The sequence below is a fragment of the Streptosporangium sp. NPDC006013 genome (assembly GCF_040614275.1).
Classification (GTDB): Bacteria; Actinomycetota; Actinomycetes; order Streptosporangiales; family Streptosporangiaceae; genus Streptosporangium.
The window spans coordinates 1-26,687 of record NZ_JBEXUE010000012.1 but is presented as its reverse complement, the minus strand read 5'-3'; the positions used below and the strand labels follow the sequence as shown (position 1 = coordinate 26,687).

Annotated in this window: 26 protein-coding genes; 10 read left to right on the top strand and 16 right to left on the bottom strand. The window is 70.5% G+C overall.

Annotation, left to right across the window (positions count from 1 at the left end; genetic code table 11):
* Positions 1-69: 69 nt before the first annotated feature.
* The 4 genes from ABZ260_RS03645 to ABZ260_RS03630 all read right to left on the bottom strand — a co-directional run bounded on the left by ABZ260_RS03645 (position 70) and on the right by ABZ260_RS03630 (position 5,655).
* Entirely contained in the window at positions 70-627 is a 558-nt protein-coding gene (locus tag ABZ260_RS03645; protein WP_355612486.1) for an OmpA family protein, read from the bottom strand.
* Complete coding sequence (locus ABZ260_RS03640) at positions 611-1,243, bottom strand: hypothetical protein (protein WP_355612483.1); 633 nt, start codon at positions 1,241-1,243, stop codon at positions 611-613. The genes ABZ260_RS03645 and ABZ260_RS03640 overlap by 17 nt, the downstream gene beginning before the upstream one ends.
* Before the next feature lie 77 nt (positions 1,244-1,320).
* On the bottom strand, positions 1,321-4,131 hold the full coding sequence (locus ABZ260_RS03635; protein ID WP_355612480.1) for a BTAD domain-containing putative transcriptional regulator: 2,811 nt from the start codon (positions 4,129-4,131) through the stop codon (positions 1,321-1,323).
* 3 nt (positions 4,132-4,134) lie between these two features.
* A complete protein-coding gene (locus tag ABZ260_RS03630) occupies positions 4,135-5,655 on the bottom strand; it encodes a protein kinase (protein ID WP_355612477.1) in 1,521 nt (506 codons plus the stop codon).
* A gap of 151 nt (positions 5,656-5,806) precedes the next feature.
* Here ABZ260_RS03630 and ABZ260_RS03625 point away from each other — a divergent pair, with 151 nt between their 5' ends.
* On the top strand, positions 5,807-6,313 hold the full coding sequence (locus ABZ260_RS03625; RefSeq protein ID WP_355612475.1) for a DinB family protein: 507 nt from the start codon (positions 5,807-5,809) through the stop codon (positions 6,311-6,313).
* A 41-nt stretch (positions 6,314-6,354) separates the two neighbouring features.
* Here the strand turns inward: ABZ260_RS03625 and ABZ260_RS03620 are convergent, their stop codons facing one another.
* Both ABZ260_RS03620 and ABZ260_RS03615 read right to left on the bottom strand, forming a co-directional pair.
* Positions 6,355-6,876, bottom strand: coding sequence for a MarR family winged helix-turn-helix transcriptional regulator (locus ABZ260_RS03620; protein ID WP_355554673.1), 522 nt, complete (start codon positions 6,874-6,876; stop codon positions 6,355-6,357).
* Between the two features lie 53 nt (positions 6,877-6,929).
* Complete coding sequence (locus tag ABZ260_RS03615) at positions 6,930-8,237, bottom strand: M50 family metallopeptidase (RefSeq protein ID WP_355612472.1); 1,308 nt, start codon at positions 8,235-8,237, stop codon at positions 6,930-6,932.
* Between the two features lie 200 nt (positions 8,238-8,437).
* On the opposite strand from ABZ260_RS03615, the gene ABZ260_RS03610 reads away from it, so the two are divergent.
* Complete coding sequence (locus ABZ260_RS03610) at positions 8,438-9,031, top strand: response regulator transcription factor (protein WP_355554677.1); 594 nt, start codon at positions 8,438-8,440, stop codon at positions 9,029-9,031.
* A 13-nt stretch (positions 9,032-9,044) separates the two neighbouring features.
* On the opposite strand, the gene ABZ260_RS03605 is transcribed toward ABZ260_RS03610, so the two are convergent.
* Positions 9,045-10,160 (bottom strand): PP2C family protein-serine/threonine phosphatase, encoded by a 1,116-nt coding sequence (locus ABZ260_RS03605; RefSeq protein WP_355612469.1) that lies wholly within the window; start codon positions 10,158-10,160, stop codon positions 9,045-9,047.
* A gap of 118 nt (positions 10,161-10,278) precedes the next feature.
* Between ABZ260_RS03605 and ABZ260_RS03600 the strand changes: the two genes are divergently transcribed.
* Complete coding sequence (locus tag ABZ260_RS03600; RefSeq protein ID WP_355612466.1) at positions 10,279-11,508, top strand: GNAT family N-acetyltransferase; 1,230 nt, start codon at positions 10,279-10,281, stop codon at positions 11,506-11,508.
* 85 nt (positions 11,509-11,593) lie between these two features.
* The gene (locus ABZ260_RS03595) at positions 11,594-11,740 is read left to right on the top strand and encodes a hypothetical protein (protein WP_350964245.1); all 147 of its coding nucleotides are present in this window, start codon (positions 11,594-11,596) and stop codon (positions 11,738-11,740) included.
* 3 nt (positions 11,741-11,743) lie between these two features.
* On the opposite strand, the gene ABZ260_RS03590 is transcribed toward ABZ260_RS03595, so the two are convergent.
* Positions 11,744-12,211, bottom strand: a complete 468-nt coding sequence (locus ABZ260_RS03590) for a ribose-5-phosphate isomerase (protein WP_350929718.1) — start codon at positions 12,209-12,211, stop codon at positions 11,744-11,746.
* 97 nt (positions 12,212-12,308) lie between these two features.
* Between ABZ260_RS03590 and def the strand changes: the two genes are divergently transcribed.
* Positions 12,309-12,797: a peptide deformylase gene (gene def / locus ABZ260_RS03585; RefSeq protein WP_350929719.1), complete on the top strand. Its 489-nt coding sequence runs from the start codon at positions 12,309-12,311 to the stop codon at positions 12,795-12,797.
* 43 nt (positions 12,798-12,840) lie between these two features.
* Here the strand turns inward: def and ABZ260_RS03580 are convergent, their stop codons facing one another.
* On the bottom strand, positions 12,841-14,250 hold the full coding sequence (locus ABZ260_RS03580; protein ID WP_355612463.1) for an aldehyde dehydrogenase family protein: 1,410 nt from the start codon (positions 14,248-14,250) through the stop codon (positions 12,841-12,843).
* Between the two features lie 153 nt (positions 14,251-14,403).
* Complete coding sequence (locus ABZ260_RS03575; RefSeq protein WP_355612460.1) at positions 14,404-15,024, bottom strand: disulfide bond formation protein DsbA; 621 nt, start codon at positions 15,022-15,024, stop codon at positions 14,404-14,406.
* A gap of 219 nt (positions 15,025-15,243) precedes the next feature.
* On the opposite strand from ABZ260_RS03575, the gene pepN reads away from it, so the two are divergent.
* Both pepN and ABZ260_RS03565 read left to right on the top strand, forming a co-directional pair.
* Positions 15,244-17,811 carry an aminopeptidase N gene (pepN, locus tag ABZ260_RS03570; protein WP_355612457.1) on the top strand — a complete coding sequence of 856 codons (2,568 nt, stop codon included), beginning with the start codon at positions 15,244-15,246 and terminating at the stop codon, positions 17,809-17,811.
* 240 nt (positions 17,812-18,051) lie between these two features.
* On the top strand, positions 18,052-19,014 hold the full coding sequence (locus ABZ260_RS03565; RefSeq protein ID WP_355612454.1) for a hypothetical protein: 963 nt from the start codon (positions 18,052-18,054) through the stop codon (positions 19,012-19,014).
* Between the two features lie 34 nt (positions 19,015-19,048).
* Here ABZ260_RS03565 and ABZ260_RS03560 read toward each other — a convergent pair whose 3' ends face one another.
* The 4 genes from ABZ260_RS03560 to ABZ260_RS03545 are packed head-to-tail and all read right to left on the bottom strand — an operon-like array spanning position 19,049 to position 21,812.
* Positions 19,049-19,600 carry a hypothetical protein gene (locus tag ABZ260_RS03560; RefSeq protein ID WP_355612451.1) on the bottom strand — a complete coding sequence of 184 codons (552 nt, stop codon included), beginning with the start codon at positions 19,598-19,600 and terminating at the stop codon, positions 19,049-19,051.
* Positions 19,601-19,644: 44 nt separating this feature from the next.
* Positions 19,645-20,007: a DUF5130 family protein gene (locus tag ABZ260_RS03555; protein ID WP_355612448.1), complete on the bottom strand. Its 363-nt coding sequence runs from the start codon at positions 20,005-20,007 to the stop codon at positions 19,645-19,647.
* A 45-nt stretch (positions 20,008-20,052) separates the two neighbouring features.
* On the bottom strand, positions 20,053-20,352 hold the full coding sequence (locus ABZ260_RS03550; protein ID WP_350929726.1) for a hypothetical protein: 300 nt from the start codon (positions 20,350-20,352) through the stop codon (positions 20,053-20,055).
* Between the two features lie 38 nt (positions 20,353-20,390).
* Positions 20,391-21,812, bottom strand: a complete 1,422-nt coding sequence (locus ABZ260_RS03545) for an amidase (RefSeq protein ID WP_355612445.1) — start codon at positions 21,810-21,812, stop codon at positions 20,391-20,393.
* A 153-nt stretch (positions 21,813-21,965) separates the two neighbouring features.
* On the opposite strand from ABZ260_RS03545, the gene ABZ260_RS03540 reads away from it, so the two are divergent.
* From ABZ260_RS03540 to ABZ260_RS03530, 3 genes are all read left to right on the top strand, one after another.
* A complete protein-coding gene (locus tag ABZ260_RS03540; protein ID WP_355612442.1) occupies positions 21,966-22,790 on the top strand; it encodes a nuclease-related domain-containing protein in 825 nt (274 codons plus the stop codon).
* 165 nt (positions 22,791-22,955) lie between these two features.
* Positions 22,956-24,794, top strand: coding sequence for a dihydroxy-acid dehydratase (ilvD, locus tag ABZ260_RS03535; RefSeq protein ID WP_355612439.1), 1,839 nt, complete (start codon positions 22,956-22,958; stop codon positions 24,792-24,794).
* A gap of 81 nt (positions 24,795-24,875) precedes the next feature.
* Positions 24,876-25,358: a WYL domain-containing protein gene (locus ABZ260_RS03530; protein ID WP_350929730.1), complete on the top strand. Its 483-nt coding sequence runs from the start codon at positions 24,876-24,878 to the stop codon at positions 25,356-25,358.
* Positions 25,359-25,435: 77 nt separating this feature from the next.
* On the opposite strand, the gene ABZ260_RS03525 is transcribed toward ABZ260_RS03530, so the two are convergent.
* Together ABZ260_RS03525 and ABZ260_RS03520 are read right to left on the bottom strand one after the other, a co-directional pair.
* Complete coding sequence (locus tag ABZ260_RS03525; RefSeq protein WP_350929731.1) at positions 25,436-25,657, bottom strand: zinc ribbon domain-containing protein; 222 nt, start codon at positions 25,655-25,657, stop codon at positions 25,436-25,438.
* A gap of 105 nt (positions 25,658-25,762) precedes the next feature.
* Positions 25,763-26,584 (bottom strand): GNAT family N-acetyltransferase, encoded by an 822-nt coding sequence (locus ABZ260_RS03520; RefSeq protein ID WP_355612435.1) that lies wholly within the window; start codon positions 26,582-26,584, stop codon positions 25,763-25,765.
* Positions 26,585-26,687: the final 103 nt, after the last annotated feature.

Sequence of the window (26,687 nt, the reverse complement as noted above, 5' to 3'; positions counted from 1 at the left end):
ACAGACCGGCCGCCGTGACGGATCGGATCTCGACGCACCGACGCACCGATGCGCCGGACAGGGCTCGGATCACCGCTTGGCGTCGAAGACGATCTCCACCCGCCGGTTCTTCGCCTGGTTCTCCTTCACCGGCCGTCCCTGGACGGCGTTGGGCACCCTGGGCCGTCTCTCGCCGAAGCCCACGGCCTGAAAGGTCACGTGTGACAGCTGCTGCGCAAGGACCTGCCGCACGGCCTGCGCCCGCCGCAGGGACAGCGCGTCGTTGTAGGCGTCGGTCCCCTGGTCGTCGGTGTGCCCCTCGATCCTGACCATCCCGCCCGCGGAGTCGGCCTGGATCCGCTCGGCGACCCGCCGCAGCCGCTGTTGCGCCTGCGGCGTCAGCGCGGCCTTGTCAAGCGCGAACAGCACGTCACTGGTGAGCGCCACGGTGACCTGATCACCCTGCTTGGACTCGCTCTCGGCGCCGTCGAGCGACTCCACCTCGGCGATGACGTCCTCGACGGGGGCGACGATGTCCTCCACTCCGGCCACGGCGTCCTCCGGATCCGCCCACGCGACCGCGGCCGGGCCCGCCACCAGGGTGAGCGCGAGCGTGAGGACCGCGAGACGCTCAGGAGATCGGGACATCGGTGAACACGCCCAGCACCTTGAGGTCCACATTGATCTTCGTGACGTCCGGCGGCGGGGCGGCGAACGTGGCGTGCAGCGGCAGCACCTCGCCCGGCTCGGTGAACACGTCGTAGTCGGAGCACAGGCACTTGGCCCTGGGGTACTTGCCCGTGCGCGCGACGGTGTACCGCTTGCCGTTGACCGGGTCGACCAGGCTGATCCCCGCCACGGTCAGGCCGAGGCCACCGGGGGTGTCCCCCATGTCGCTGTTCATCTGCCAGCGCTCGTCGCCCTTGTTGGTGACCGTCCAGGTCAGCGTGGAGAGCCGGCCCTGCCGCTTGAGACCGGTGATCTGCACGGTCAGGTCGGCACCACCGGCTTTGACCTCCCTATCGGCGATCACCTCGCCCTGCTCGGCGGGCGCGGCCTGCTGCTCGGCGGCCCCGGCGGCTTCGGAAGGCTCGGCGGACCCGGAAGGCTCTGCGGAGTCGGTGGATTCGACGGGCTCGGTGGAGCCGGTGGCCTGCTTCTCCTCGCCACCACCGCCGCGCTGCTGCCCGGGAAGCACCCCGCAACCGGCCAGCACGATCGCCAGCACGGACGCGGCCACCGCCGGCGTGATTCCTCTTCTCAACGCGTCCCACCTCTAGCCGTCATGGATCGAATCGAACCCGACCGTAGGCAGGACACCTTCAGGATCCGCATAGTGCGCTAAAGGCGCAGGCCGCGGCGGCGCCGTACCTCGCCGGCGAGTTCTTCTGCCCCGGCGAGGCCATGCCGGTCGCCGAGAACGTCAAACTCTCCCATAGAGCTTGTTATCGCACCAACTGCACCATCTATCTCATCAAGGTCCAAAAGAGCTGCGGCCAGGGTCAGTAGCGCCTGCGCGGCCCCCCTGCGGTCCGCGTGCTCGCGGAACGTACCGAGCGCCTCCTCCGCGGCCCCGCGGGCGACGTCGGGCCGGCCCTCCGCCATGGCCACCCTGGCCAGGATCACCAGCCCCGCGGCCTCGGGCAGCCGATCCCCCAGCCGCCTGAGCAGACCGAGACCGCGTTCGGCCCGCTCACGCGCCTCGATGGGGCGCCGCTGGTCCAGATGGAGCCCGGCGAGGTCGAGCGAGACGGCCGCCTCGCCGCGCGGATCACCCAGCTCGCGATAGGCCGCGAGGCTCCTGACGAGCAGGTCCTCCGCACGCCGCAACCCGCCGAGGGCGCGCAACGCATCGGCCCTGCCGCGCTGGTCGCCCGCGGCCGAGAACGCGGTCAGGCAGGCCACAAAACACGCCTCCGCCTCCTGCTGCCGCCCCCTGGCAAGGTGGACCAGGCCGAGCCGGTGCCGGGTACGTGCCACCTCTCCCGCCTCCGCCAGCGGAAGCGCCCGCTGGAGGGCCTCGGCCGCCGCCACCAGGTGGCCCCGCACCCGGTGCAGGTCTGCCGTGGACCGCAACAGCAGCGCCTCGCCGTGGCGGTGGCCCATCCGCCTCGCGGCCCGCAGGCCGATCTCCGCGGCCATGTGCCAGTCCTCGTGGTGCGCGCCGAGCTCGAAGAAGGGCGTCAGGTAGAAGGCCAGCCGCCAGGCCGCCTCGTCCAGGCCGGTCCGATGGAAGTCGGCGACCGTCGCGACCAGGAACCCCCGCTCGGCGGCCAGCCAGCGGGCCGACTCCCTGAACTGCGTGGTCGCAAGGGCCATGACCTGCTCCGCCGGATGGGCCAGGGTCTGGCCCGAGCCTGGCTCCGCGGGCAGGAGCAGTGCCCTGGCCCGCCGGGTGCGGTCAAGGATCTCCCGTCCGGCCACGGCGAGGACCTGCCCGGGTTCGCCCTCCTCCCCGTCCAGGCGCTCGGCGGCATAAAGCCTGGTCAGATCGTGCCAGCCGTATCTCTCCTGGCCGGTCGCGTCGAGCCCGCGCACCTGCAGCAGGCCCGCCTCGGCCAGCGCCTCCAGCAACCGGTCGGCGGGCGCGCCGAGGACCGCCGAGGCCGCCCACGGGGCGAAGTCGGGCGCGGACAGCGCACCGAGGCGGCGCAGCAGCAGGCGTTCCCGATCCGAGAGCGCGTGGTAGCCGAGCGCCAGGCTGCTCCGTACCGCCAGATCGCCCGCGCTGAGCTCGTCGAGGCGGCCGCGCTCGTCCTCAAGTCGTCCCGCCAGGTGCTTCAGCGTCCAGTCCGGCCGCCGCGCCAACCTGGACCCGGCGATCCTGAGCGCCAGCGGCAGCCCGCCGCACAGCGCCGCGATCCGCGCCGCCGCCTGCGGCTCGGCCCGCACGCGCTGCTCGCCCACCACCCTGGCCAGCATCGCCACGGACTCGCCGGGATCGAACACGTCAAGCTCGCAGGCGCGCGCCGCCTCCAGGCCGAGCAACGGCGAGCGGCTGGTCACCAGCGTCAGGCAGCCGGGCCCGGTGGGCAGCAGCGGGCGCACCTGTGCCTCGTCGACCGCGTCGTCCAGCACCACCAGCAGCCGCCGCCCGCTCACCATGCTGCGGTAGAGACGGGCCCGCTCGGCCGGCTCGGTGGGCACGGCCCCCTGCGGGCAGCCGAGCGAGCGCAGCAGGTCCTCCAGCACCGCGCCCGGCGTCCTGGCCCTGAGCGAGGCGTAAAGCCGTCCGTCGGGAAAATCGAGCGCGGTGGCCGCGTGGATCGCCATCGCGGACTTGCCCGCTCCCGCCGGGCCGTGCAGCACCAGGTGGACGGGCGCGCTACCGGCCGTGGGCACCGCCCCGCGGATCCAGTCCAGCACGCGCTCTCGCCCGGCGAAATCGACGACGTCCGGCGGCATCTCGTTCGGCACGGCTCTCGGAGACGCGTCCTTGGCCAGTACCCGCTCGTGCGCCTCCCGCAGCTCGGCACCGGGTTCCAGGCCGAGCTCGTCGACCAGCAGCCGCCGCGCCTCCTGGTAGGCGCTCAGCGCCTCCGGCCTGCGTCCCGCCTGGTTGAGCGCCAGCATGAGCTGCCCCCATGCCCGCTCCCGCAGCGGGTACGCGGCCACGAGCGCGCGCAGCTCCCCGGTCAGCTCCGCACCGCGGCCGAGCGCCAGGTCCAGCTCGACACGCTCTTCGAGCGCGGTGAGCCGCAACTCCTCCAGCGGTACGGCATAGGCCAGCCGCAGCGGCCCCGAGTCGATGCCGGCCAGCGCGGGTCCCCGCCAGAGCGCCAGGGCGGCGCGCAGCTCGTCGGCCGCCTCGGCGATCCTGCCCGCGTCCCTGGCCCGCCTGCCGGCGCTCACCAGGCGCTCGAACCTGTGCGCGTCCACCTGGTCGGGGTCGACGTCGAGGAGATAGCCTCCGGGCACGGTCCGGATTCCGTCCACCACCTTGCGCAGCGCGCTCACGTACACCCGCAGCACCGGCTCGGCCGAAGCCGGCGGCTCCTCGCCCCACACCTCGGCGATCAACCGGTCGACGGTCAGCACCCGCCCTCGCCGCAGCAGCAGCGCGGCCAGCAGCGCCCGATGCTTGGCGGGTCCGGGCGTGAGGTCACGGTCGCCGTCAAGGACCCGCAGCGGTCCCAGCACGCCGAACCGCACCGCTCAGCCCTTCGCCGGGCGAAGCTCGAACGAGCGGAACCTGACCTGGACGGGCTCGGCCGTGTCCGGCGCCGCGTAGACGCCGGTGTCCCCCGGGCCATAGGGGTTCCGCGTGTCGGCGGCCTCGCTCACCAGTTCGTCGTTGAGCCACATGCTCAGGGCGACCCGGTCCCCCCGCTGCTCGCACTGGGCGACGATCCGGTTGTCGGCTGACTTCTTCACCCGTACGGGCCCGTGCAGGACCGTGCTCTGCCCGCCGTGCCGTTTGGTGATCGAGGCGCTGCCCGAACCGGTGACCGCGAAGTCGTAGCGGTCACCGGTACTCGCGTCGCCGTGGCACCAGACGCCGAACTCCCCCGAGCCCCGCTCCAGCCGGATCCTGGAGCTGACCACGATGCCCTCGGCGGGCTCGGCGGAGAAGGGCGCCGACTTCCACAGCCGCCAGCCGGGATTCGCGGTCAGCAGGTAGGACCCGCCGTCCTGCTCGGCCCTGCCACCGTCGGACACGCCGACGGCCCAGGATTCGGCGAAGTCCGCACGGTAGGGCAGCGCCGGTGTGCCGAGGCCGGCGTAGGCGGTCCATCCGCCTGCCAGGAGCGCCACGAGCGCGATGGCGCCCGCGATCCACGGCCACCGCCGGGTGCCCCTTCCGGGCCGTGTCTCTGCGGTGACCGGTCCCTCGGGTGCGCCCGGCGCACCGGTGACGGCCCAGGCACGCTCGACCACCTGGCTTGCCGTCGCCGGGGTCGGCCGGCCGCCGATCAGCTCGTCCAGCAACTGCTGGGCGCTCGGCCGCCGCGCGGGATCCCTGGCCATGGCCCGCTCGACGACGGCGCGCATGCGTTCGTCGAGGCCATCGAGATTCGGCCCCTCGTTGAGGATCCGGTAGAGGACCTCCGGCGGCGGGCCGCCGCCGAACGGCAACCGTCCCGTGCCGGCGAACGCGATCATCCCGCCCCACGCGTAGACGTCGATCGCGGGCGTCAGCGGCTCGCCGCGCACCTGCTCGGGGGCCATGAAGGCGGGCGTACCCATGATCGTCTGGCTGGTCAGGCTCTGGTGGTCGACGAGCTGGGCGATACCGAAGTCGATCACGCGCGGGCCGAGCGGCGACAGCAGCACGTTCGACGGCTTGAGATCGCGATGGATCACCCCCGCCCCGTGGATGGCGTGCAGCGCCGTGGCGATCCCGACCGCGAGCGCCTCCAGGTTGGCGCCGGTCAGCGGCCCCTGCTCGCGTACGGCCTGCGCCAGGTCGGGTCCCCTCACATACTCCGTGACGAGGTAGGCGGCACCTTCCTCGATCCCGGCGTCGAGCACGGGAGCGGTGCAGAACCTGGCCACGCTGCGCGCCGCCGTGACCTCGCGGTCGAAGCGCCGCCGGAAGGCCGGGTCGCCGGCCAGCTCCGGGTGGATCACCTTCACCGCGGCCAGGCCACCGGTCGGGGTGGTGGCGAGGTGCACCACCCCCATACCGCCCCGGCCCAGCTCACGCCTGAGCTCGTATCCCCCGATCACCTTCACCGGAGTCACCTTACGATTAAACGATTACATCCGGGACAAGCCCTCCCCCTCGTCACGACTCGTCGCCGGCACCTTCGCGGACCCGGCGTGCGCCCGCCTGGCTGCGAAAAACTCATGACAACGGCCACCTGCGGCGAAAGGATTGGGCCCCATGACCGACACGCGCGTTGACGCCCCCTTCATCGCCGACGAGAGCACCATGCTGCACTCCTGGCTGGACTGGCACCGGGAGACCCTGGCGGTGAAATGCGCCGGGCTGTCGGACGAGCAGCTTCGCCTGCGCTCCGCCGAGCCGTCCACGCTCTCCCTGCTGGGTCTGGTCCGCCACATGACCGAGGTCGAGCGCAACTGGTTCCGCAACGTCCTCAACGGTGAGGACATCGGCCCGTTCTACTATTCCGACGACGATCCCGACGGCGACTTCGACACCCTGGAGACGACCACGACGGAGCAGGCCTTCGCCCGCTGGCGGGAGGAGATCGCCCACTCTCGCGAGGTGTCCGCCGGGCTCCCCATCGACACCGTGGGCAAGGCACAACGCCACGGCCATGACGTGTCACTGCGCTGGATCCTCGTCCACATGATCGAGGAGTACGCCCGGCACAACGGCCACGCCGACATCATTCGCGAGCGGATCGACGGGGTCGCCGGGGAGTAGGCAGGGCCTGCCGGAAACCAGGCGGACAGGCAGCGGGCGGCTCAGCTGGGGGCGGGGGTCTCCGCCAGCGTCTCGGCGATCAGCCGGTCGAGGTTGGCCGGGCTCGCCGGACGGGCGATGGCGGCATCGGCGAAACGGGCCAGGAGCCGGGCGAAGACCTCGCGGTCCTGCTCGTCCCAGTCGGCCATCAGGCCGTCCAGGTAGGTGCGCCGGTGGCGGACCACCACCTCCAGCACGCGGCGGCCCCGCTCGCTCAGCACGAGCCTGGCCCGCCTGGCGTCCACGGCCGACTCCTCGCGCTCCACGAGCCCCGCGCCGATCGCGTCGTTGACCAGCCTGCTGGCGGTGGAGGGATCGACGTCCAACTGCTCGGCCACGGCACCCACGGTCACCTCGGGCACGTCCAGGCTCAGCTTGTGCACGGCATGCACGACCATGACGTTCGACATGTGCACCGGCCGCTGCGGCTCTTCGGCCCTGCGCGCGCGCAGTGGCCGCGACCAGATCCGGCGGAGCCGAAACAGGGCCACATCGATCACCGCTCCGGGCGTCCCCTCGTTCACGGCGCCACCCTAACGCCTGCGGGGGGCGACGGGCGCCCCCCGGCAGAAGACGGTCAGCCGGCCAGGCGGACCGGGTTGACCAGATCGGCGTACATCAGCAGGCCCGCCATGATGACCATCAGGAAGGCGATCGCGTACGTGAGCGGAAGCGCCTTGGCGATGTCGACGTGGCCGGGGGTGGGGCGGCGGGCGACGCGCGCGAAGCCGCGCTTGAGACCCTCCCAGAGGCCACCGGCGATGTGGCCGCCGTCCAGCGGGAGCAGCGGGATCAGGTTGAACAGGCCGATCGCCAGGTTGAAGCCCGCCAGCAGGTTGATGAAGACGACGATCTTGTTCTCCAGCGGGATCGCGGAGGCGGCGATCTCACCGCCGATGCGGCTGACGCCGATGACGCCGATCGGGCCGTTCTTGTCACGCTCGTCACCGGAGAAGGCGGCGTTCCAGACGCCCACCATCTTCTCAGGGAGCCTGAGCAGCGCGGAGGCGGTGGCCGAGGTGAGGTCCCACATGTGCTCGGTCACGGCGCCGAAGTTCTGCTGCTCTATGGCGATCTTCGGACTGACCCCGAGGTATCCGACGCCCTTTTCGATCTTGCCGGGCTCGTCGAGCGACTCGCGGTCCTGGGCGATGAGGGTGGCGTTGACGGTCAGCTCCTGCCCCCCGCGCCTGATACCGATCGCGATCGGCCCCGCGCCGTGGTCGCGGATGGCCCGCGTCGCGGCGTCCCAGCTCGCGGCGGGCCTGCCCGCCACGGCCACGATGACGTCCCCCGGCCTCAGCCCTGCCACGCTGGCCGGGCTGGGCCTGTCGGCCGCGGTGCACTCCTGGTTCTTGGCGTAGTCGGCCGCGGTCTTCACGCACTGCGGGATCGAGGCGATCTCGGTCTTCTGCACGGGGATGCCGAACCCCATGAGCACGACGCCGAACAGGATGAACGCCAGCACGAAGTTCATCGCCGGACCGCCGGACATGATGATGACCTTCTGCCACCAGGGCTTGCGGTAGAACACCCGGTTCTCGTCGCCCGGCTGCACGTCCTCCAGGGCCACGTCACGCGCGTTCTCGATCAGGCCCTGCCACGGCCCGGTGGAGACCGAGCGCACCTTGCCCGGGGCGTCGGTGGGCCGGGGCGGCAGCATGCCGATCATCCGGATGTAGCCGCCGAGCGGGAGCCACTTGATCCCGTACTCGGTCTCGCCCTTGCGGCGCGACCACATCGTCGGGCCGAAACCGACCATGTACTGGGTGACCTTGACGCCGAACAGCTTGGCCGGCACCAGGTGGCCGATCTCGTGCAGCCCGATCGACACCATCAGTCCCACCAGGAACACAACGACTCCGACCACGGAGAGCCAGCTCACAGGTTCATACTCCCATCGCGGTTTCACCGACAATGCCCCATAAGAGATTAGCCGAAGTATCCGGCCTTCACGGCCCCGTTCCTCATCGAGTCACGTGCGGGCACTTTGCCGATCGGCCACATTTCATTGACATTAAGCGATCACACAATCACTCTTTGATGATGGTGAGGACGAGAGATCGGAGCGTTTTGATCGGAATTTTGGTTGCCGAACACCTACCCCTGATACGGCGCGGGCTGGTGGCCTCGCTGGAGGGCGAGAGCGACATGCGGGTGGTGGCCGACGTGGCCGACGGCGAGGAGGTCGTCCCCGCCGTGCTGCGGCACGCGCCCGAGGCCGCGGTCATCGACCTCGACCTGCCGGGGGCCGACGGTTTCACCACCGCCCTCCGGCTGTATGAGGAGGCTCCCCGCTGCAGTGTCCTGCTGCTCTCCCGCGCCCCGAACCCGGGCCAGGTCCGCCGCGCCTTCGCCGCCCACGCGCTCGGTTTCATGAGCCTGGAGGCCGACCCCGGGCAGCTGGCCGACGGCGTCCGCCGGGTCGCGGCCGGCCGCCGCGCGGTCGACTCCGAACTCGCGGTGGCGGCCCTGAGGTCGGCGGACAACCCCCTGACCCGCCGGGAGCTCGACGTGCTCCGGCTGGTCGCGCGGGGCGCCAGGTCCGGCGAGGTCGCCGACCAGCTGTTCCTCTCCGTGGGAACGGTCCGCAACCACCTGTCACGGATCATGTGCAAGACCCAGGCCCGCAACCGTCTCGACGCCGTGCGCATCGCCGCCGACTCCGGTTGGCTCTGACGCCTCTCACACCTCAGGGGCGCCAGATGAGGATGAGGGCGCAGTCATCGTTGTGCCCCGCCGACATGGAGGTGACCAGGTTACGGGCACCATCGCGGAACCCGGAGGGCACCAGACGCTCGGCCTCTCCCAGCAGGCGGTCGAGGCCCGCGTCGATGTCGCGCCCCGGCTGCTCGATCAGGCCGTCGGTGTAGAGCATGAGCGCGTCGCCCTTGCGGAGCATCCCCTGGTCCGCCTCGCAGTGCAGGTCGGGCACGACACCGAGAACGACGCCCTTGGCCGTGGAGACCCGCCACGTTCCCGCGCCCGACTCGTACTTGACCACCGGGGGATGACCGGCCGAGGTGATGACGTACTCGCCCGTCGCGAGGTTGAGCCGCAGGTGGACCGCGGTGACGAAGCCCTCGGCCTCGCGCTGGCGGTGCAGGTAGGTGTTGCAGGCGGGCAGGAAGTCGTCGACCGAGCCGAGCAGCCCGCCGAAGGTGCCCGACAGCAGCAGTGCCCGGGTGCCCGCGTCGACGCCCTTGCCCGACACGTCGACCAGGGCGAGCTCCATCGTGTCGCCCTCGCGGATGGAGACCAGGAAGTCACCGCCGAAGGAGGAGCCTCCGGCCTGCTTGAGCACCACCTTGGAGCCCCACTCCTTGGGCAGCGAGGGCAGGTCGCTCTGGCTCTTGAGACGGTCGCGCAGTTCCAGCAGCATCGCGTCGCCGCGCAGGCCCTGCACGCCGAGCTTGCCCCGGGTACGGGCCATCAGCGCGGCCAGCACGGCGGTGAAACCGAAGGTGACCAGCAGGCCGGGGCCGATGTAGTCCACCCCTCGCACCACGGCCACGTAGACCAGCGAGGCCGCGACCGCGCACAGCAGCTTGACAAGGCTGTTCAGCCGGAGCTGAAGCCCGGCCACCAGAGTGATCGGGATCATGAGCGCCGGGGAGAACCACTCCATGGAGACCCTCGCGGCCAGCACACCGATCAACAGGGTCAGCAGGATCAGCGTGATGAGCAGGTTTCTGTCGCGTGCCAGAGGGCCCCGGCGCAGCAGACGCACGATGGGGACGAGAAGCGGGATGCGGACCAGGAACGCGCGGAGCGCCGGGGGAAGCAGCGGCACCGGACGGGAACTCATGATGCGCCTGACTGTATCTGGCTATCCCCCATTTGGGCAGCCGACTTGACCAATGCCTTGATCACTAAGCGCGGATATTAGCTGGCCGGAACTGTTTGTCCCATCTACCGTGTGAAAAATGACTCTTAGCCTGCGTCCGATCACCGAAGCCGAGTGGTCAGGTTGGATAACCGTCGACGAGGAGGCGTTCGGCGCTCCCGTCCCCCCGCACCGGGCGGAGCTGTACAGAGGTGTCACCGAGTTCGACCGCTCGCTCGGGGTGTTCGACGGCGATCTGCTGGTGGGCACCACGGCGGTGTGCAGTTTCACCATGACCGTGCCCGGCGGCCCGATCCCGGTCGGCGGCATCACCGCCGTCGGCGTGCTGCCCTCCCATCGCCGCCGGGGAGTCCTCTCCTCGTTGATGACCCGCCAGCTGTCCGACCTGCACGAGCGGGGTGAGGCGGTCGCCGCGCTCTACGCCTCCGAGGCCGCGATCTACGGACGTTACGGCTACGGCAGGGCCGCGGACAGCCTGGTCTTCCGGATCCCCACGGCGAAGACGGCCTTCACCCGGCACGCCCCCGTCGATCCGGGCCTGCGGCTGCGCGTCGTCAGGCCCGCGGAGGCCAGGGCCACCTTCGAGAAGGTCTACGAGTCGGCGCTCGACGAGCGTCCGGGACTGTACGCCCGCACCCCCGGGCGCTGGGACTCGGCGCTGACCGACCACGAGGCCGACCAGGGCGGCGCCGGACCGCTGCGCGCCGTGATCGTCGAGGACGACGCCGGTCCGCGGGGCTACGCGCTCTTCAGGATCAGGCAGAGCTGGACCGAGGACGACGTCCCCGACGGCGAACTGCAGATCAAGGAGCTGTTCGGTCTCGATCCCGCCGCCTACGCACTGCTCTGGCGGCACGTCCTGGACCGCGACCTGGTCTCGCACGTCACCGCCAGGAACCGTCCCTCGGACGACCCGCTGATCCACCTGCTGGCCGAACCCCGCATGCTCCACGCGCGCTGGCTGGACGAGCTGTGGATCCGCGTCGTGGACGTCGAGCGGGCCCTTCCGGCCCGCCGCTACTCCGCGCCCGTGGACGTGGTGATCGACGTCGAGGACGACGTCTGCCCATGGAACGCGCGCCGCTGGCGGCTGACCGCCGACACCTCCGCCGCCCGCTGCGTGCCCTGCGACGATCCGGCCGACCTGGCACTGCCGGTCTCCGTGCTGGGCGCGGCCTACCTGGGCGGGCGCCCGCTGGCGGCCCTGCTGGCGGCGGGGGTGGTACGCGAGTCGCGCGCGGGGGCCCTGCGGGAGCTGTCCACCGCGATGTCGTGGGGTCCCGCCCCCTGGGGCGGCACGATCTTCTGACCACGGCCACGGCCGCCCGGCCCGCCGATCAGGCCGGGCCCGGAGTGGACCCGCCCGGACGGGCCGGGCGGGTTATGGTTGCGGCATGGCACTGCAGAGCTTGCAGATCAACGCGATCACCGCGATGCGGGCGCGAGACGTCTCGCGCCCGACACAGGAGCAGCAGGACAGCGCGGACCGCCGCCCGCTGCGCGACGAGGCGCCCCGCAAGGAGCCCACGCGCAGGCGGTGAGGACTACGGCAGCGGCGGGAGCTGGCCGATGGTCTCGTACGAGGTGAGCTGTGCGATCCGGCGGTTGTGGCGCTCGGCCCCGGAGTACGAGGTGTTGAGGAAGACCTCGACGAACCGGGTCGCCTCCTCCTCCGGGTGCATCCGCGCGCCGACGCTGACCACGTTGGCGTTGTTGTGCTCGCGGGCGAGCCTGGCGGTCTCCTCGCTCCAGGCCAGGGCGGCGCGGATGCCGCGCACCTTGTTGGCCGCGATCTGCTCGCCGTTGCCCGAGCCACCGATGACGACCCCCAGGCTGCCCGGGTCGTCCACGACGCCCTGGGCCGCGCGCAGCACGAACGGCGGGTAGTCGTCCTCCGCGTCGTAGACGAAGGGACCGCAGTCCACGACATCGTGGCCGTGCTCCTTCAACCAGGAGACGATGTGGTTTTTGAGCTCATAGCCGGCATGGTCGGCACCGATGTAGACGCGCACCCACCCAGTTTCGCAGGTGTGCGCGGGCGGCTTTACCCGGCCCCGGCTAGAGTAATAGTCCCTATACTCACTCAACCCTTACAAGAGAGAAATCCACATGCGTGACATCCGAGTGGTCGGTGACCCCGTCCTGCGCACGCCCGCCGAGCCGATCACCGAGTTCGACCGCGACCTGCGGCGCATGATCGACGAGATGTTCGACGTGATGTACGCCGCGCAGGGCGTCGGCCTGGCGGGCCCGCAGATCGGCGTGTCGAAAAGGATCTTCGTCTACGACTGCAGCAACCGCAAGGGGCACGTGATCAACCCTGAGCTGACCGTGGACGACGACTCCGAGGTCCTCGACGAGGAGGGCTGCCTGTCCGTTCCCAGCCGCGAGACCGGCACCCCGCTCTACGCCAGAACGCCCCGGGCCGCCGGCGTGACGGTAAGCGGCCTGGACCGGCTGGGGCGGCCGATCCGGCTCAGGGCCCGTGGCCTGCTGGCACGCTGCTTCCAGCACGAGACCGACCACCTCGACGGCATGCTCTACGTGGACCGGCTGGCCAAGGACGCCGCCAGGAAGGTCCTGCTCCAGGCGCCCTGATCCGGCGGGGCCCGCCGGGCGCGGACAGCCGCGCCCGGCGCCCTCAGAGCTGGATCGCCTTGATCTCCAGATACTCCTCAAGGCCGAACTCGCCCAGCTCGCGGCCGAGGCCCGACTGCTTGTAGCCGCCGAAGGGGGCTCGCGGATTGAACTGACCGCCGTTGATCGCCACCTGGCCGGTGCGCAGCCGTCGCGCGACCTCGACCGCGTGCTGCTCGCCACCCGCCCACACCGCACCGGCCAGGCCGTACGGGGTGCCGTTGGCGATGGCGACGGCCTCGTCCTCACCCCGGGTGTAGGGAATGATCGTGAGGACCGGGCCGAAGATCTCCTCCTGCTCGATCACCATCCCCGGCTCCACCCCGGCGAACACCGTGGGCTCCACGTAGAAACCGCGCTCCATCGGCCGGTCGGTGCCTCCGGTGACCAGCCGGGCACCTTCCTCCTGGCCTCGGTTGATGTAGCGGATCACCCGGTCACGCTGGGCCGCCGACACGAGCGGGCCGAGCCGGGTCGCCTCGTCGAAGGGATCGCCGACCGTGTACTTCCGCGCGGCGTCGACGACGAGACGGACCACCTCGTCGTACTGGTCCCGGTGGACGATCATGCGGGTCCAGGCGGAGCAGGTCTGGCCGGAGTTGAGGAAGGCGTTGGCCACCGTCGCCTTGGCCGCCGCCGGAAGATCCGCGTCCGGCAGGACCAGGCTGGCGGACTTGCCACCGAGCTCCAGGGCCACCCGCTTGATCGTCTCGGCCGCGAGCGAGGCGACCCGGCGCCCGGCCCCGGTGGAACCGGTGAACGACACCATGTCCACCTCCGGGTGGGTGACCAGGGCCTCACCCACCACCGGGCCGTAACCGCTGAGCATGTTGAAGACCCCGGCTGGCAACCCGACCTCGTCGAAGATCCCGGCGAGCGCGAAGGCCGCCAGCGGAGCCACCTCGCTGGGCTTCAGCACGACGGTGCAGCCCGCGGCGAGCGCGGCGCCCACCTTGCAGACGACCTGGTGGAGGGGGTAGTTCCAGGGGGTGATGGCGGCGACCACCCCGGCCGGCTCCCTGAAGACGCGGGAGTTGCCGACCTGCCCGCCCTCGAAGTCGTAGGTCTCGGCCAGCTGGGCGTAGGAGGCCAGCACCCCGGCCGGCATCAGCGTCTGCACCCTCATCGCCACGCCGTACGGCGCGCCCATGTCCGTGGCGATGATCCTGGCTATCTGGTCGGAGCGTTCTCGTATCAGCCCGGCGGCGGCGGCGAGGATCCGGCCTCGCTCGGCGGGAGCCGTCGCCGACCAGGAGGGAAAGGCCTCGCGGGCGGCGGCCACGGCGACCTCGACGTCGGCGGGCGTCCCGGCGGGCACCCTGTCGATCAGCTCCTCGGTCGCCGGGTTGATCACGTCAATGCTCTCGCCCGACGTGGAGGGCTGCCAGGCTCCATCCAGATAAAGGTGACGCATGCCCCTCATCTTTGCGCGCGTGCCCCTGTTTCGCGAGGGCGCGGCGGGTACCGCGATCACACAGAGATCATCGTTGTACGGGGACACAACCGCGATTCCATCGGCCCGCCGCGATCACTCCCGGCGGGCCTGAGGAAAGGACGGAGCCGCGGATCAGTCGAAGATCGGACGCCGGTCCCTGGACCGCTTGAGCTCGAAGAAGCCGTCGGTGGCCGCGACCAGCCGTACCCCGTCCCAGAGCTTGCCCGCGTCCTCGCCCTTGGGCGCGGGCGAGATGACCGGGCCGAAGAAGGCGACGCCCTCGACCGAGATCACCGGGGTGCCGACCTCCTGGCCGACCCGGTCGATGCCGTCGTTGTGCGAGGCGCGCAGTGCCTCGTCGAACTCCGTCGAGTCCATCGCGTCGGCGAACGCGCGGTCGAGCCCGGCGGCCTCCAGGGCCTCCTCGACGGTCTCGCGGAGCGTGTCGAGCTCCTTGACCCTGCCCTGGTTGTGAAAGCGGGTGCCAAGCTCGGTGTAGAGGCGGCCCACCGTCTCGGAGTCGTACTTCTCCTGCACCGCGGTGACCACTCGGACCGGGCCGATGGCCTTGGCGATCATCTCGCGGTAGCTGTCCGGGACCTCCTTGTCCTCGTTCAGCACGTTGAGGCTCATGATGTGCCAGCGCGGCTCGATCGGCCGCACCTTCTCCACTTCCAGCAGCCAGCGAGAGGTCATCCACGCGAACGGGCAGAAGGGGTCAAACCAGAGGTCAACGGGGACTCGCTCAGTCATCTTCTCGGCTTCCTGGTCGTAAGACTTCGTCGACAGCGACAACCCGGACAGCTGAGTTCCCTATTCCATGGGTGGATTAATACCTTTACATGTGGCTTTATTCTCAAATTTAATGATCAGCCCACAGGTTGTGCCAACGCCGCGCGTCGCGGCCTTACATGGCAGGATTCAGTCACCCCCTAGCAACGGAGCGGGGGAAGTTGTGAAGAGGGAGCGGTAGTGGCAGGCAATCTGACCCGTGATGAGGCGCGCGAGCGCGCACGGCTGCTCAGTGTGCAGTCCTATGCGGTGGAGCTCGACCTGACCGAGGGTGAGGAGCGCTTCGAGAGCGTCACCACGGTCCGCTTCACCAGCACCCGCCCGGGTGCCGAGACGTTCGTCGACCTGGCCGGCGCGAAGGTGCGCAAGGCGGTCCTGAACGGCGTCGAGCTGGACGTGAGCGGCTATGACCTGGAGACCGGGCGGCTGCCGCTGCCGGGTCTGGCCGAGACCAACGAGCTGCGCGTGGACGCCGACTGTTCCTACACCCGTACCGGCGAGGGCCTGCACCGCTTCGTCGATCCGGTCGACAAGAGCGTCTATCTGTACAGCCAGTTCGAGACGGCCGACGCGCACCGGATGTACGCGTGCTTCGACCAGCCCGACCTGAAGGCCACCTTCGAGCTGACCGTGCTCGCGCCGTCCCACTGGGAGGTCATCTCCAACGCGGCGCCCGACTCGGCCGAGGAGCTGGCGGAGCACCATGGCAAGCACGGTGCGCTCCAGGCGGCCAAGCGCTGGCACTTCCCGCCCACCCCGGTGATGTCGACCTACATCACCGCGCTGTGCGCCGGGCCGTACCACAAGGTGACCTCCGAGCACGACGGCATCCCGCTGGGCCTGTACTGCCGGGCCTCGCTCGCCGAGCACCTCGACCCGGAGAACCTCTTCGAGGTGACCAGGCAGGGCTTCGACTTCTTCCACGAGATCTTCGGCGTCCGCTACCCGTTCGGGAAGTACGACCAGCTCTTCGTCCCCGAGTTCAACGCCGGGGCGATGGAGAACGCGGGCTGCGTGACCTTCCTGGAGGACTACGTCTTCCGTTCGCGCGTCACCGACGCGATGATCGAGCGCCGCGCCGAGACGATCCTGCACGAGATGGCGCACATGTGGTTCGGTGACCTGGTCACCATGCGCTGGTGGGACGACCTGTGGCTGAACGAGTCGTTCGCCACCTACGCCTCGGTGCTCTGCCAGGCCGAGGCCACCCGCTGGGGCCAGGGCGCCTGGACCACCTTCGCCAACGTCGAGAAGTCCTGGGCCTACCGCCAGGACCAGCTGCCCTCGACCCACCCGATCGCCGCCGACATCGTCGACATGCACGCGGTCGAGGTCAACTTCGACGGGATCACGTACGCCAAGGGCGCCTCGGTCCTCAAGCAGCTCGTCGCCTACGTGGGGCTGGACAACTTCCTGGCCGGGGTACGCGACTACTTCCGCGAGCATGCCTGGGGTAACACCACGCTCGCGGACCTGCTCGGCGCGCTGGAGCGCACCTCGGGGCGCGACCTGTCCTCCTGGTCGAAGGAGTGGCTGGAGACCTCCTGGGTCAACACGCTGCGCCCGTCGTTCACCACCGACCCCGAGGGCCGTTTCATCGAGTTCGACGTGCTCCAGGAGGCCCCCGCCGACTACCCGACGCTGCGCTCGCACCGCGTGGCCATCGGCCTGTACTCCCTGCGGGACGACAGGCTGGTCCGGGTGAGGCGAGTCGAGCTGGACGTGGTCGGCGCGCGCACCGCGGTGGCCGAGCTGGTCGGCGAGGTACAGCCGGATCTGATCCTGATCAACGACGACGACCTGACCTACGCCAAGGTCAGGCTCGACGAGCGGTCGCTGCAGACCGTGGTGAACGGCGGCATCGGCAAGTTCACCGAGTCCCTGCCCCGTGCGCTGTGCTGGTCGGCCGCCTGGGACATGACCAGGGACGCCGAGATGTCCGCCCGCGACTATCTCGCCCTGGCCGTCTCCGGGATCAAGTCGATCACCGACATCACGGTCGCCCAGACCGTGCTCCGCCAGACCCGCCTGGCCCTCCAGCAGTACGCCGACCCCGCCTGGCGCGCCCAGGGCATGGCCCGGCTGGCCTCCGCGCTGCGCGACCTGGTCACCGGTGCCGCCCCCGGCTCCGACTACCAGCTCGCCTACCTGAACGCGCTGGCCGCCACCGTCACCTCAACCGAGGACCTGGCGTTCCTGAAGGGACTGCTGGACGGTGAGACCGTGCTCGACGGCCTCACCGTCGACGCCGACCTGCGCTGGACACTGACCGTCGCCCTGGTCTCCGGCGGTCTGCTCGGCGAGGAGGACATCGCTCAGGAGCTGCTGCGCGACGCCACCGCGACGGGCGAGCGTTCCGCCGCGCTCTCCCGTGCCTCGATCCCGACGGTCCAGGGCAAGGCGAACGCCTGGGCCTCGATCATCGAGGGCAAGCTGAGCGGCGCGCTGCTCCGCTCGACGATCGTCGGCTTCATGGACCCGCGCCACCCGGAGCTGCTGGAGCCGTACGCGGCGAAGTACTTCGAGGAGATCGGCAGGATCTGGAAGTCCTGGACCTCCGACAGCGCTCAGAACTTCGCCAACGGCTGCTACCCGGCTCTGGTCATCTCCCCCGAGACGGTCGCCAGGACCCAGGACTTCATCTCGGCCGACCAGCCGCCGCACGCCCTGCGGCGCCTGCTGCTCGAGGGCGCCGACAGTATCGGCCGCGCCCTGCGTGCCCAGGCCAAGGACGCCGCCACCGGCTGACCTCGCCGCTGAGACCGGACGGACACTCCCCGCCAGACGGGCGGGGGGTGTCCGTCCGGTGCGCCGTCACGGGCCGCTGAGGCCAGGCGGCCCTGAGCACCTCGGGGCGAACACTGGTAGAGATAGGTGTCAATCGCAAGAAACACCCCATGTCCGGCTCCGTCCGGTCATCGAGATCTCGCCGGGGGTGAGGACTCCGGGCTCCGGCCCCGGAAAGCGAAGTCAAGAGAGGGCAACCCCGTGGAATCGGCACGTGATCTGCTCATCTCCCTGGCCAGGAGGTACGCCTTTGGTGATGTCGGAGCCCTCGCCTCCGGTGTCGTGGAGAAGGCGGGCGACATCGAGGCGGCGTGCGAGTTCGGCCAGCGGCTGCTCTCGCTCGACGCGGAGGACTTCGCCGCCGAGGCGCGGGCCGTACCGAGTGACCTGCGGCGGCGGGCTCGGGCCTGCACGATGCCGCAGACACCCCGCGAGCAGCCACGCGGCGCGCTGGAGTCGCTGCGGCCCGCGTACGGGCTGCTGCTGGAGGTCATCGCGGTCAGGTGGCACCGTCGCGAGCTGAGCCCCATGGTCGCCGCCATCCACATCGCCAGCGAGTATCTCCCGCTGCTCGCATTCGAGCCGGTACTCGGCAACGCCGGTGATCCCGCGCGCTGGCCGGCGGGCCTGACCGCGCCGGACAGCAGGTTCGGGGTGATCGGCGACCGCGAGTGCGATCACACGAAGGCCGAGCAGTCGGCGGTCAACCGGACACTGCGCGTGGCGGGAGAGCCCGCCGAGGGGTGGCGCGCCTACTTCGACCGCCAGCACAGCCAGGTCGCCGGGGCGCTGGCCACCTGCGTGGCCGACTGCCGCAACCCCTGCACCGCGATGGACTGGGTGCGAGCGGACCGCCGCGACGACCTCGCCCTGCGTGCCGGTGTGGCGCTGGCCTTCGCCGAGACCCCGCTGGTGCGGCTGCGGCACGCCGCTCCGGTGGGCCACGGGTTCGGCGTGCCCTCTCCCGAGGAGGTCATCGAGGCCTGGGAGCGCAGCCGGACCATCCTGGCCAAGAACGAGGTGGGCGCCGAGGCGTCCGGTGACGACGGCTTCCCCCTGCCGGGGCTGCCGGCCCTGTTCTCCGCCGTCGCGAGCGCCCCGGTGACGCCCTCGACGCTGCTGACGGACATCAGCAGCCACCTGGTGCGGCTTCTCCAGTCCTGAACCGGCCCTGAACCGACGCTGATGGCGGGGTGGATCAGAGCAACCGGCTGACGAACACCGACAGCGCGCAGCAGGTGATGGAGAGCAGCATCAGCCAGACGCCCCGGCGGATGTAGCGCTGCTTGGCGTCTCCGACGGCGCTGAGCCTCCTGATCTCCAGGACGAGCAGGTCGACCCTGTCGCCGGGCCTCGATCCCGGCCGTACCTCGCCGCCGAACCCCCCGGGATAGAACCGGCGTCTCTCCAGCGTCCTGCCCGCCAGCCTCGCGGTACGGCGGTAGAGGGCTCCGACGAGCATGAGGATCCCCATCAGCCAGAAGAACATGCCGGTCCACCAGAGCCATTCGATCTTGCTGGACAGCTCGCCGGGCCTCCAGTACCCGTTCAGCAGCCCGACGACGACGGCACCGGCTGCCGCGCCCGTCGTGACCAGCAGGATGACCGCCGTCTCATCCTCCCTGCGGACCCTCGCCCGGACATCGGCGAATGCCTCCTGCACGTAGCCGATGATCATGTCGGGCTCCCGCGCCGCCGTGAACCCCCCGGAAGAGCGACCCAGCAGCGCGTCCCACCTGATCCTCAGCACGAGCCGATTATCCGGGAAAATCATCTTCGCTCAGCGCGAACGGATCATCCGCGCCGCGCCGCCCGGTCCGCCAGCAGCAGGACTCCGGTGACCACCCCGCCCACCAGGTCGCCCAGACCGAGGATCGCGGCCATCGACATCGCGGCCGCGCGGCATTCGGCGTCGGGCAGCCATGCCCTGGCCCGCGGACCTGTGACGATCTCCAGCGCCCTCCCGCGATGGTCCACGAAGACGAGCACCGCCCTGTCGGCCTCCTCTCCCAGCGCGGCGTGCAGCCGCTCCGAGAAGTGGCGGCGCGGGCCGATCGCCGGCCCGAGGTAGGCGGCGAAGCGCAGTCCGGTGAGCCGCTCCGCGGTGCGCAGGGCCCCGCGGACGTCGTCCCCCTCTGTCGAGGTCAGGGTCAGCATCTCCGTACCTCGCCTTCGCCGGCCCTCGCCGGCCCTCGCCGGGCCTCACCAGGCCGCCGACGCTCCACCGGTGTGCCGCCCCGGCTCGGCGGTCTCCGCGAGCGAGACCCAGTCTGCCTCAGGCGCCGCAGGCAGGCTCGGACGCCGCTCCGTCAGCACCAGGACGGCGTCGCTGACCCCGCGCTCGCTGCCGAACGGTCCCCCCAGCCAGACCGCACCCGCCGATGTGCTCCTCGCGGCCCTGTCGCGCATCCTGCCGGGCATCGTCACAAGCAGGACGATGAGCAGGAACAGGCCACCGGAGACCCCGATGAGAAAGCCCAGGACCTCGATCGCGCTGTCCATGTCTCAAAAGTAACCCCGGGTCGGCGGCCCGTCGAGGACTACCAGGTGGTGGGCCTGCGCTCCCCCCAGAAACCCCCGCGAGCGGCCTCGATCTGCGACGACACGGAGATCAGGGTGCCCTCGCCGCCGAACCTGCCGGCCAGCATCACGCCGATCGGGAGGCCGTCCGCGCTCCAGTGCAGCGGCAGGTTGACCGCGGGCTGGCCGCTGACGTTGTAGACGGCGGGGAAGGCGGCGAACCGCTTCATCCGCTCGAAGGTCTCCTCGGGGCCCTCGACGTCCTCGAACCAGCCCACGGGCCTGGGCGGTTGCGTCACGGTCGGGGTGAGCACCGCGTCGTATGGGTCGGTCGCCAGCAGGCCGAACCGGGTGGCGAGCTGCAGCGCCGACTGGGCCTGCAGGAAGTCGGGGGCCGGGGTGGCGAAGCCGCGCTCGCGCAGCCAGGCGGTCAGCGGCCGGAGCCTGTCCTGCTTGGTCAGATCGACCGGGTGCATGCACGAGAACGCGTACCAGAGCGTCACGAACTGCGGCACCGTGTCCGGCCCGAACGGCGGGGCGATGTCGACCACCTCGTGTCCGAGCGCCGCCAGCTCCGCCGAGGCGTGCTCGTAGGCGGCGAGCACCTCGGGGTCCACCACGACGCCGGGGACCAGCGGCTCGGCGTAGCGGGCGATCCGCAGGCGACCGGGGTCGCGGCCCACGTACGCGTGGAAGGAGCCGAGTTCCGGCGGCGGCGCGTGATAGAGGTCGCCGGGGTTGTGGTGGGCCATCACGTCGAGCAGCGCGGCGGCGTCGGCGACGGTTCTGGTGATCGGGCCGTTGGTCGACAGGCCGGCCAGGTCGGGAACTATCGGTGCGAAGCTGATCCTGCCCCGGGAGGGCTTGATACCGAACAGCCCGCAGACCGAGGCGGGGATGCGGATCGACCCGGCGCCGTCGCTGCCCTGCGCGGCGGGGGCCAGGCCCGCGGCGACCGCCGCCGCCGCGCCGCCGCTGGACCCGCCGGCCGACCGGGAGAGATCCCACGGGGTGCGGCTGGGCGCCGAGACGGCGGTCTCGGTGTAGCACGGCAGCCCGAACTCGGGCGTCGCGGTCTTGCCGAGCATGATCGTCCCGGCGTCCCTGAGCCGCTCGACCACGCTGTCGTCCACCGGCGCGACGAAGTCCTCGTAGGTGGCCGAGCCGAAGTGGATCGGCACGCCCTTGACGAGGTTGAGGTCCTTGATCGGGATCGGCACCCCGGCCAGGGGCGAGGGATCGTCTCCGGCGAGCACCCTCGCCTCGACCTTGTGCGCCTGCTCCAGGGCGAGTTCGGGGGTCACCGTTACGTACGCGCCGATCTGGGGGTCCAGGCGGGCGATCCGGTCGAGGTAGTGCTCGGTGATCTCGACGGGCGAGACCTCCCTGCGCCGCACGGCTGCCGCCTGCTCCAGAGCGTTAAGATCGTGAATGTGAGCCACGCCCCGCACAGTAGGCGCAGAGCGCGCGGTTATCCAGAGTGGAAGCCCGTAGATACCCGGTTCATAGCAGCGCCAAGCGGGTGACGGCGGTCACAAAAGTATGAGAAACGCAATACTAGGCACCCCCCGGGGACGTCAGCTACCGTGAGTTACGTGGATTCCGGTCAGGTACCAGAAGACGGTAACACTACGTCACCGATTTGGGTCAGTGACCGACAGGCCGAGGACCGGCCGACGTCTCGACCCGCCGCACCAGCGTCTACGTACGCACCCGTCGAGCGCGCCGCGCTGCGCAGCCTGCTCGATCACCCCAAGTACCGCCACCTGCGCCGACGCGTTCTCGTCGCGGTCGGTGTGGGCGTGCTCGCGGCCATCCTGCTGGCCAGCTGGCAGCTGGGCTTCACCGCCGCCGTGGTGGCCGCGATCGTCGACACGGTGCTTCACTCCCGTTCCAACTCGTCGGTGCCCGCCTGGCGGCGCTCCTCGGTCGCGGAACGGCGGACGGAGATGCAGTTGAAACGGCTGGAGCGCGGGGGCTACCGCACCCTGCACGCCCGCGCGATCCCCGGCAGCGAGGCCCAGATCGACCACCTGGTCGTGGGTCCCACCGGCGTCTACGCGGTCGACTCCGAGAAGTGGGACAAGCGGCTTCCCGTCCGCGTCCAGTCGCACCGCAAGCTGTTCCACGGCCCGTTCAACCAGAAGCCCCGTCTCGACGAGGCGCGCTGGGAGGCGTCCCAGGCCGCCGAGCTGATCGCTGCGGAGCTCGGCCGTGAGATCGCGATCGTGCCGTCCCTGGCGATCTACGGCCCGGCCATCCCCTGGAAGGTCCTCAACGTCCGCGAGGTCGACGTATTCGACGGCAGTCGTGTCCGTAAATGGATCACCAAGCGGGAGCGCTCACTCACCGACACCGAGATCGACAGGATCTACGAGGTCGCCGCGCAGGTCCTGCCCGCGCGCTACCCGGAGAACTGACCTCGGCCGTCCTCACCGGCTCTCCCACACGGTGTCCGCGAAGCGGCGGTGTTCGCGGAACCTGTGGTCACGAACCCGATGTCTCATGGCATGGGCAGTCGTCTCACGCGCTGAGCGGTGGCCGTACCATTCATAGACCACGGTTTCGATGATGGGAGAAGCCTCATGCCCGCCCTCAGGTCTCGTACGGTCACTCACGGCAGGAACATGGCCGGGGCCCGGGCCCTACTCCGGGCGACGGGCGTGGCCGGCGAGGACTTCGGGAAACCGATCATCGCCGTGGCCAACAGCTTCACCCAGTTCGTCCCCGGGCACGTCCACCTGCGCGAGGTCGGCGACGTCGTGGCCGGCGCGATCCGCGAGGCGGGGGCGATCCCTCGCGAGTTCAACACGATCGCGGTCGACGACGGCATCGCGATGGGTCACGGCGGCATGCTGTACTCGCTGCCCAGCCGCGAACTGATCGCGGACGCGGTCGAGTACATGGTCAACGCGCACTGTGCCGACGCGCTGATCTGCGTCTCCAACTGCGACAAGATCACTCCGGGCATGCTGCTCGCCGCCTTCCGGCTGAACATCCCCACGGTCTTCGTCTCCGGCGGTCCGATGGAGGCGGGCAAGACCCCCAACGGGAAGCTCGACCTGATCGACCCGATGATCGCCGCGGCCAACGACGCCGTCTCCGACGCGGAGCTGCTGGAGATGGAGGAGAACGCCTGCCCGACCTGTGGTTCGTGCAGCGGCATGTTCACCGCCAACTCGATGAACTGCCTCGCCGAGGCCATCGGCCTCGCGCTCCCGGGCAACGGCACGATCCTGGCCACGCACAAGGCACGCAGGAAGCTGTTCGAGGACGCCGGACGCCAGCTCGTGGAGATCACCCGCCGCTACTACGAGCAGGACGACGAGACGGTCCTGCCGCGCGCCATCGCGACCAAGGACGCGTTCGAGAACGCCATGGCGCTGGACGTGGCGATGGGCGGCTCGACCAACACGATCCTGCACATCCTCGCCGCGGCCCGCGAGGCCCAGGTCGACTTCGGGCTGAAGGAGATCAACGAGATCTCGCTGCGGGTGCCCTGCCTGTGCAAGGTCGCCCCCGCCACCGCGAAGTACCACGTCGAGGACGTCCACCGCGCCGGCGGCATCCCGGCGATCCTGGGCGAGCTCGACCGGGGCGGTCTGCTCCACCGCGACGCCTACACGGTCAACGGCGGCACCCTGGGCGACTACCTCGACGCCTGGGACCCGCAGTCGCCGCGTGCACTGCCCGAGGCCCTTGAGCTGTGGCACGCGGGCCCCGGCAACGCCCGCACCGTGAAGCCCTTCTCCCAGGGCGCCCGCTGGGAGGAGCTGGACCTCGACCGGTCCGAGGGCTGCGTGCGTGACATCGAGCACGCCTACACCCGCGACGGCGGCCTGGCCGTCCTCTACGGCAACATCGCCACCGAGGGCTGCATCGTCAAGACCGCCGGGGTCGACGAGTCGATCTGGAGGTTCGAGGGCCCCGCGGTGGTCTTCGAGTCGCAGGACGACGCGGTCGAGGGCATCCTCAACAACAAGGTCAAGGCCGGCGACGTCGTGGTGATCCGCTACGAGGGGCCGAAGGGCGGGCCCGGCATGCAGGAGATGCTGTACCCCACCTCGTTCCTCAAGGGCAAGGGGTTGGGCAAGGACTGCGCGCTGGTCACCGACGGCCGCTTCTCCGGCGGCACGAGCGGACTGTCCATCGGTCACGCCTCCCCCGAGGCGGCCGAGGGCGGCATCATCGCGCTCGTCGAGAACGGCGACCTCGTCACGATCGACATCCCTGGCCGCTCGATCGAGCTGAAGGTCTCCGCGGAGGAACTGGCCGCCCGCCGGGAGAAGCTCCTGGCCGACCTGGGCGGTTACCGGCCGCGGACGCGCCAGCGCCCGGTGAGCGCCGCGCTGCAGGCGTACGCCGCGCTTACCACCTCCGCCTCCACCGGTGCCTCGCGCGACCTGTCACAGCTGTCACGCTGACCTGGGCCTCCTATCGGGTAGAGATGCCTTACCCGATAGGAGGTTCGAAAAAATGTCAGTGCTCGGACGTATTATCTGGGTATGACTAGCGTCATGAAGCTCACCACCCCGCTGACGGCCGCCGAGATCGCCGCCCTCGCCCTGTCGATGGCGCATCTGGGGTCGAGTCCGCAGGCAGGCGCCGCTCGCAGCGGCCTGCGTCATGCGTTCGAGCAGATGGAGATCGACGACGACGTCGTCGCCACCACCCTGACGACCCTCACCGAGCCGATGCCCGCCCCGATCGCCGACCGCGCCCGGACGATCGCCAACGCCATCACCTCAGGCCTCGTCATCCGCCTCCACTACCGTGACGTCTCCGGACGGATCACAGTCCGTGACGTCGACCCGGTGACCTGCATGGTCCACCGCGAATACTGGTATCTCGTCGGCATGTGCCGCATGCGCCACGCGATCCGGGCGTTCCGGTTCGACCGGATCGTCGCCACCGAACCCACCTTCGTGCCGGCCCGCCCGCACCGAGCCGAGGGATTCCTGCCCTTCCAGGGCAAGCGCGCCGCATAACCGGTCGCGGTCAGGTCATCTCGAGCTGCCACCCCGGGCCGGTCCGGGCCGGTCCGGGTGGCAGACTCCCGATGTGGTCAGCCGCAGCAGCCGCCGCCGCAACACCCGCCACCGCCGCCGGAGGGCCGGGGCGCGGCCGAGGAACTCGCGGAGCCGCCGGTCACCGCGACGGTGGACAGCAGCTTGACCGTGTCGTCGTGGCCGTCGGGGCAGAGCGCCGGCTCACCGGAGCGTGCCATCGGACGGGAGATCTCAAAGGTGGACCCGCAGGCGCGGCAGCGGAAGTCGTATCGGGGCATGACCCCAAGGTTACCCGGCTCGCTCGCCGCACACCCGTGCCACCGACGTCCTGTCTCTTCCCGCGGGGCCTCCCCGGGCGGGCGGGAGACGCGCGCCGAGAAAGGTCAGGCGAAGGTGATGGAGGCGTAGTCGGCCACCGGCCGGTAGCCGATCGCCTGGTAGATCGAGTTGGACGTGGGGTTGGACAGGTCCGTGAAGAGCAGCACCTCCTCGGCGCCCTCGGTGAGCACCTTGGCGCTCACCGCGTGCGAGAGCGCGGTGCCGTAGCCCTTCCGGCGAAACTCCGCGGGCGTGTAGACGGGGCCGACCCGGGACATCCCGCCGATGGGCGAGGAGGCCCCGGCGAACGCGACGGGCCGCCCGCCCGCCTCCCACACGAGCAGTTCCCGTCTGGCGATCCGGCTGGCCACCAGCGGGGTCAGATCGACGGGGCCGACGGCCTCGGCCTCGGCCTGGAACTCCTCGCCCCACCGGACCAGGAGATCGAGATCGTCGGCGACGGCCACCCGCGAGGACCCTTGCGGAGCGGGGTCCGGGCCAAGCAGCACGTCGAGCCGGTAGAGGCGTTCCGCGCGGCGCTTGGCCTCGGGCCGCCACCAGGAGGCGGCGAACGCCTCGGCCAGCGGGAGCGGCCCGGTCACGCCGGGGATCGCCCTCTCCTTCTCGATCAGGTCGGTGGCGAGGCCGAGCACGGTGTCGGCGGGGATATCGGGGAGCAGCAGGGGGTGCGGAGGCGTCTGGATCGCGGTCGCCACGATCCGGTCGTCACGATCCAGCCTGCCCAGCAGCACGTCATCGCCCCACAGACCGCTCCGTACGGCGCGCAGGACCGTGAGAGGGACGGTGTTGCGGACCGGATCCCGCAGCAGCCACGGCTCCGCCATCCCCGCGTACGCCTCGATGTCGGAGGTGAAGATCCATGTCATGACCATGATTGTGCCCATCGGAGATCACCGGCGCCAACGGGCACCCAAACCATCGCATGGTCGTGGATGGTAGGGCTTGATCGCATCAAGTGTGATCAGGACA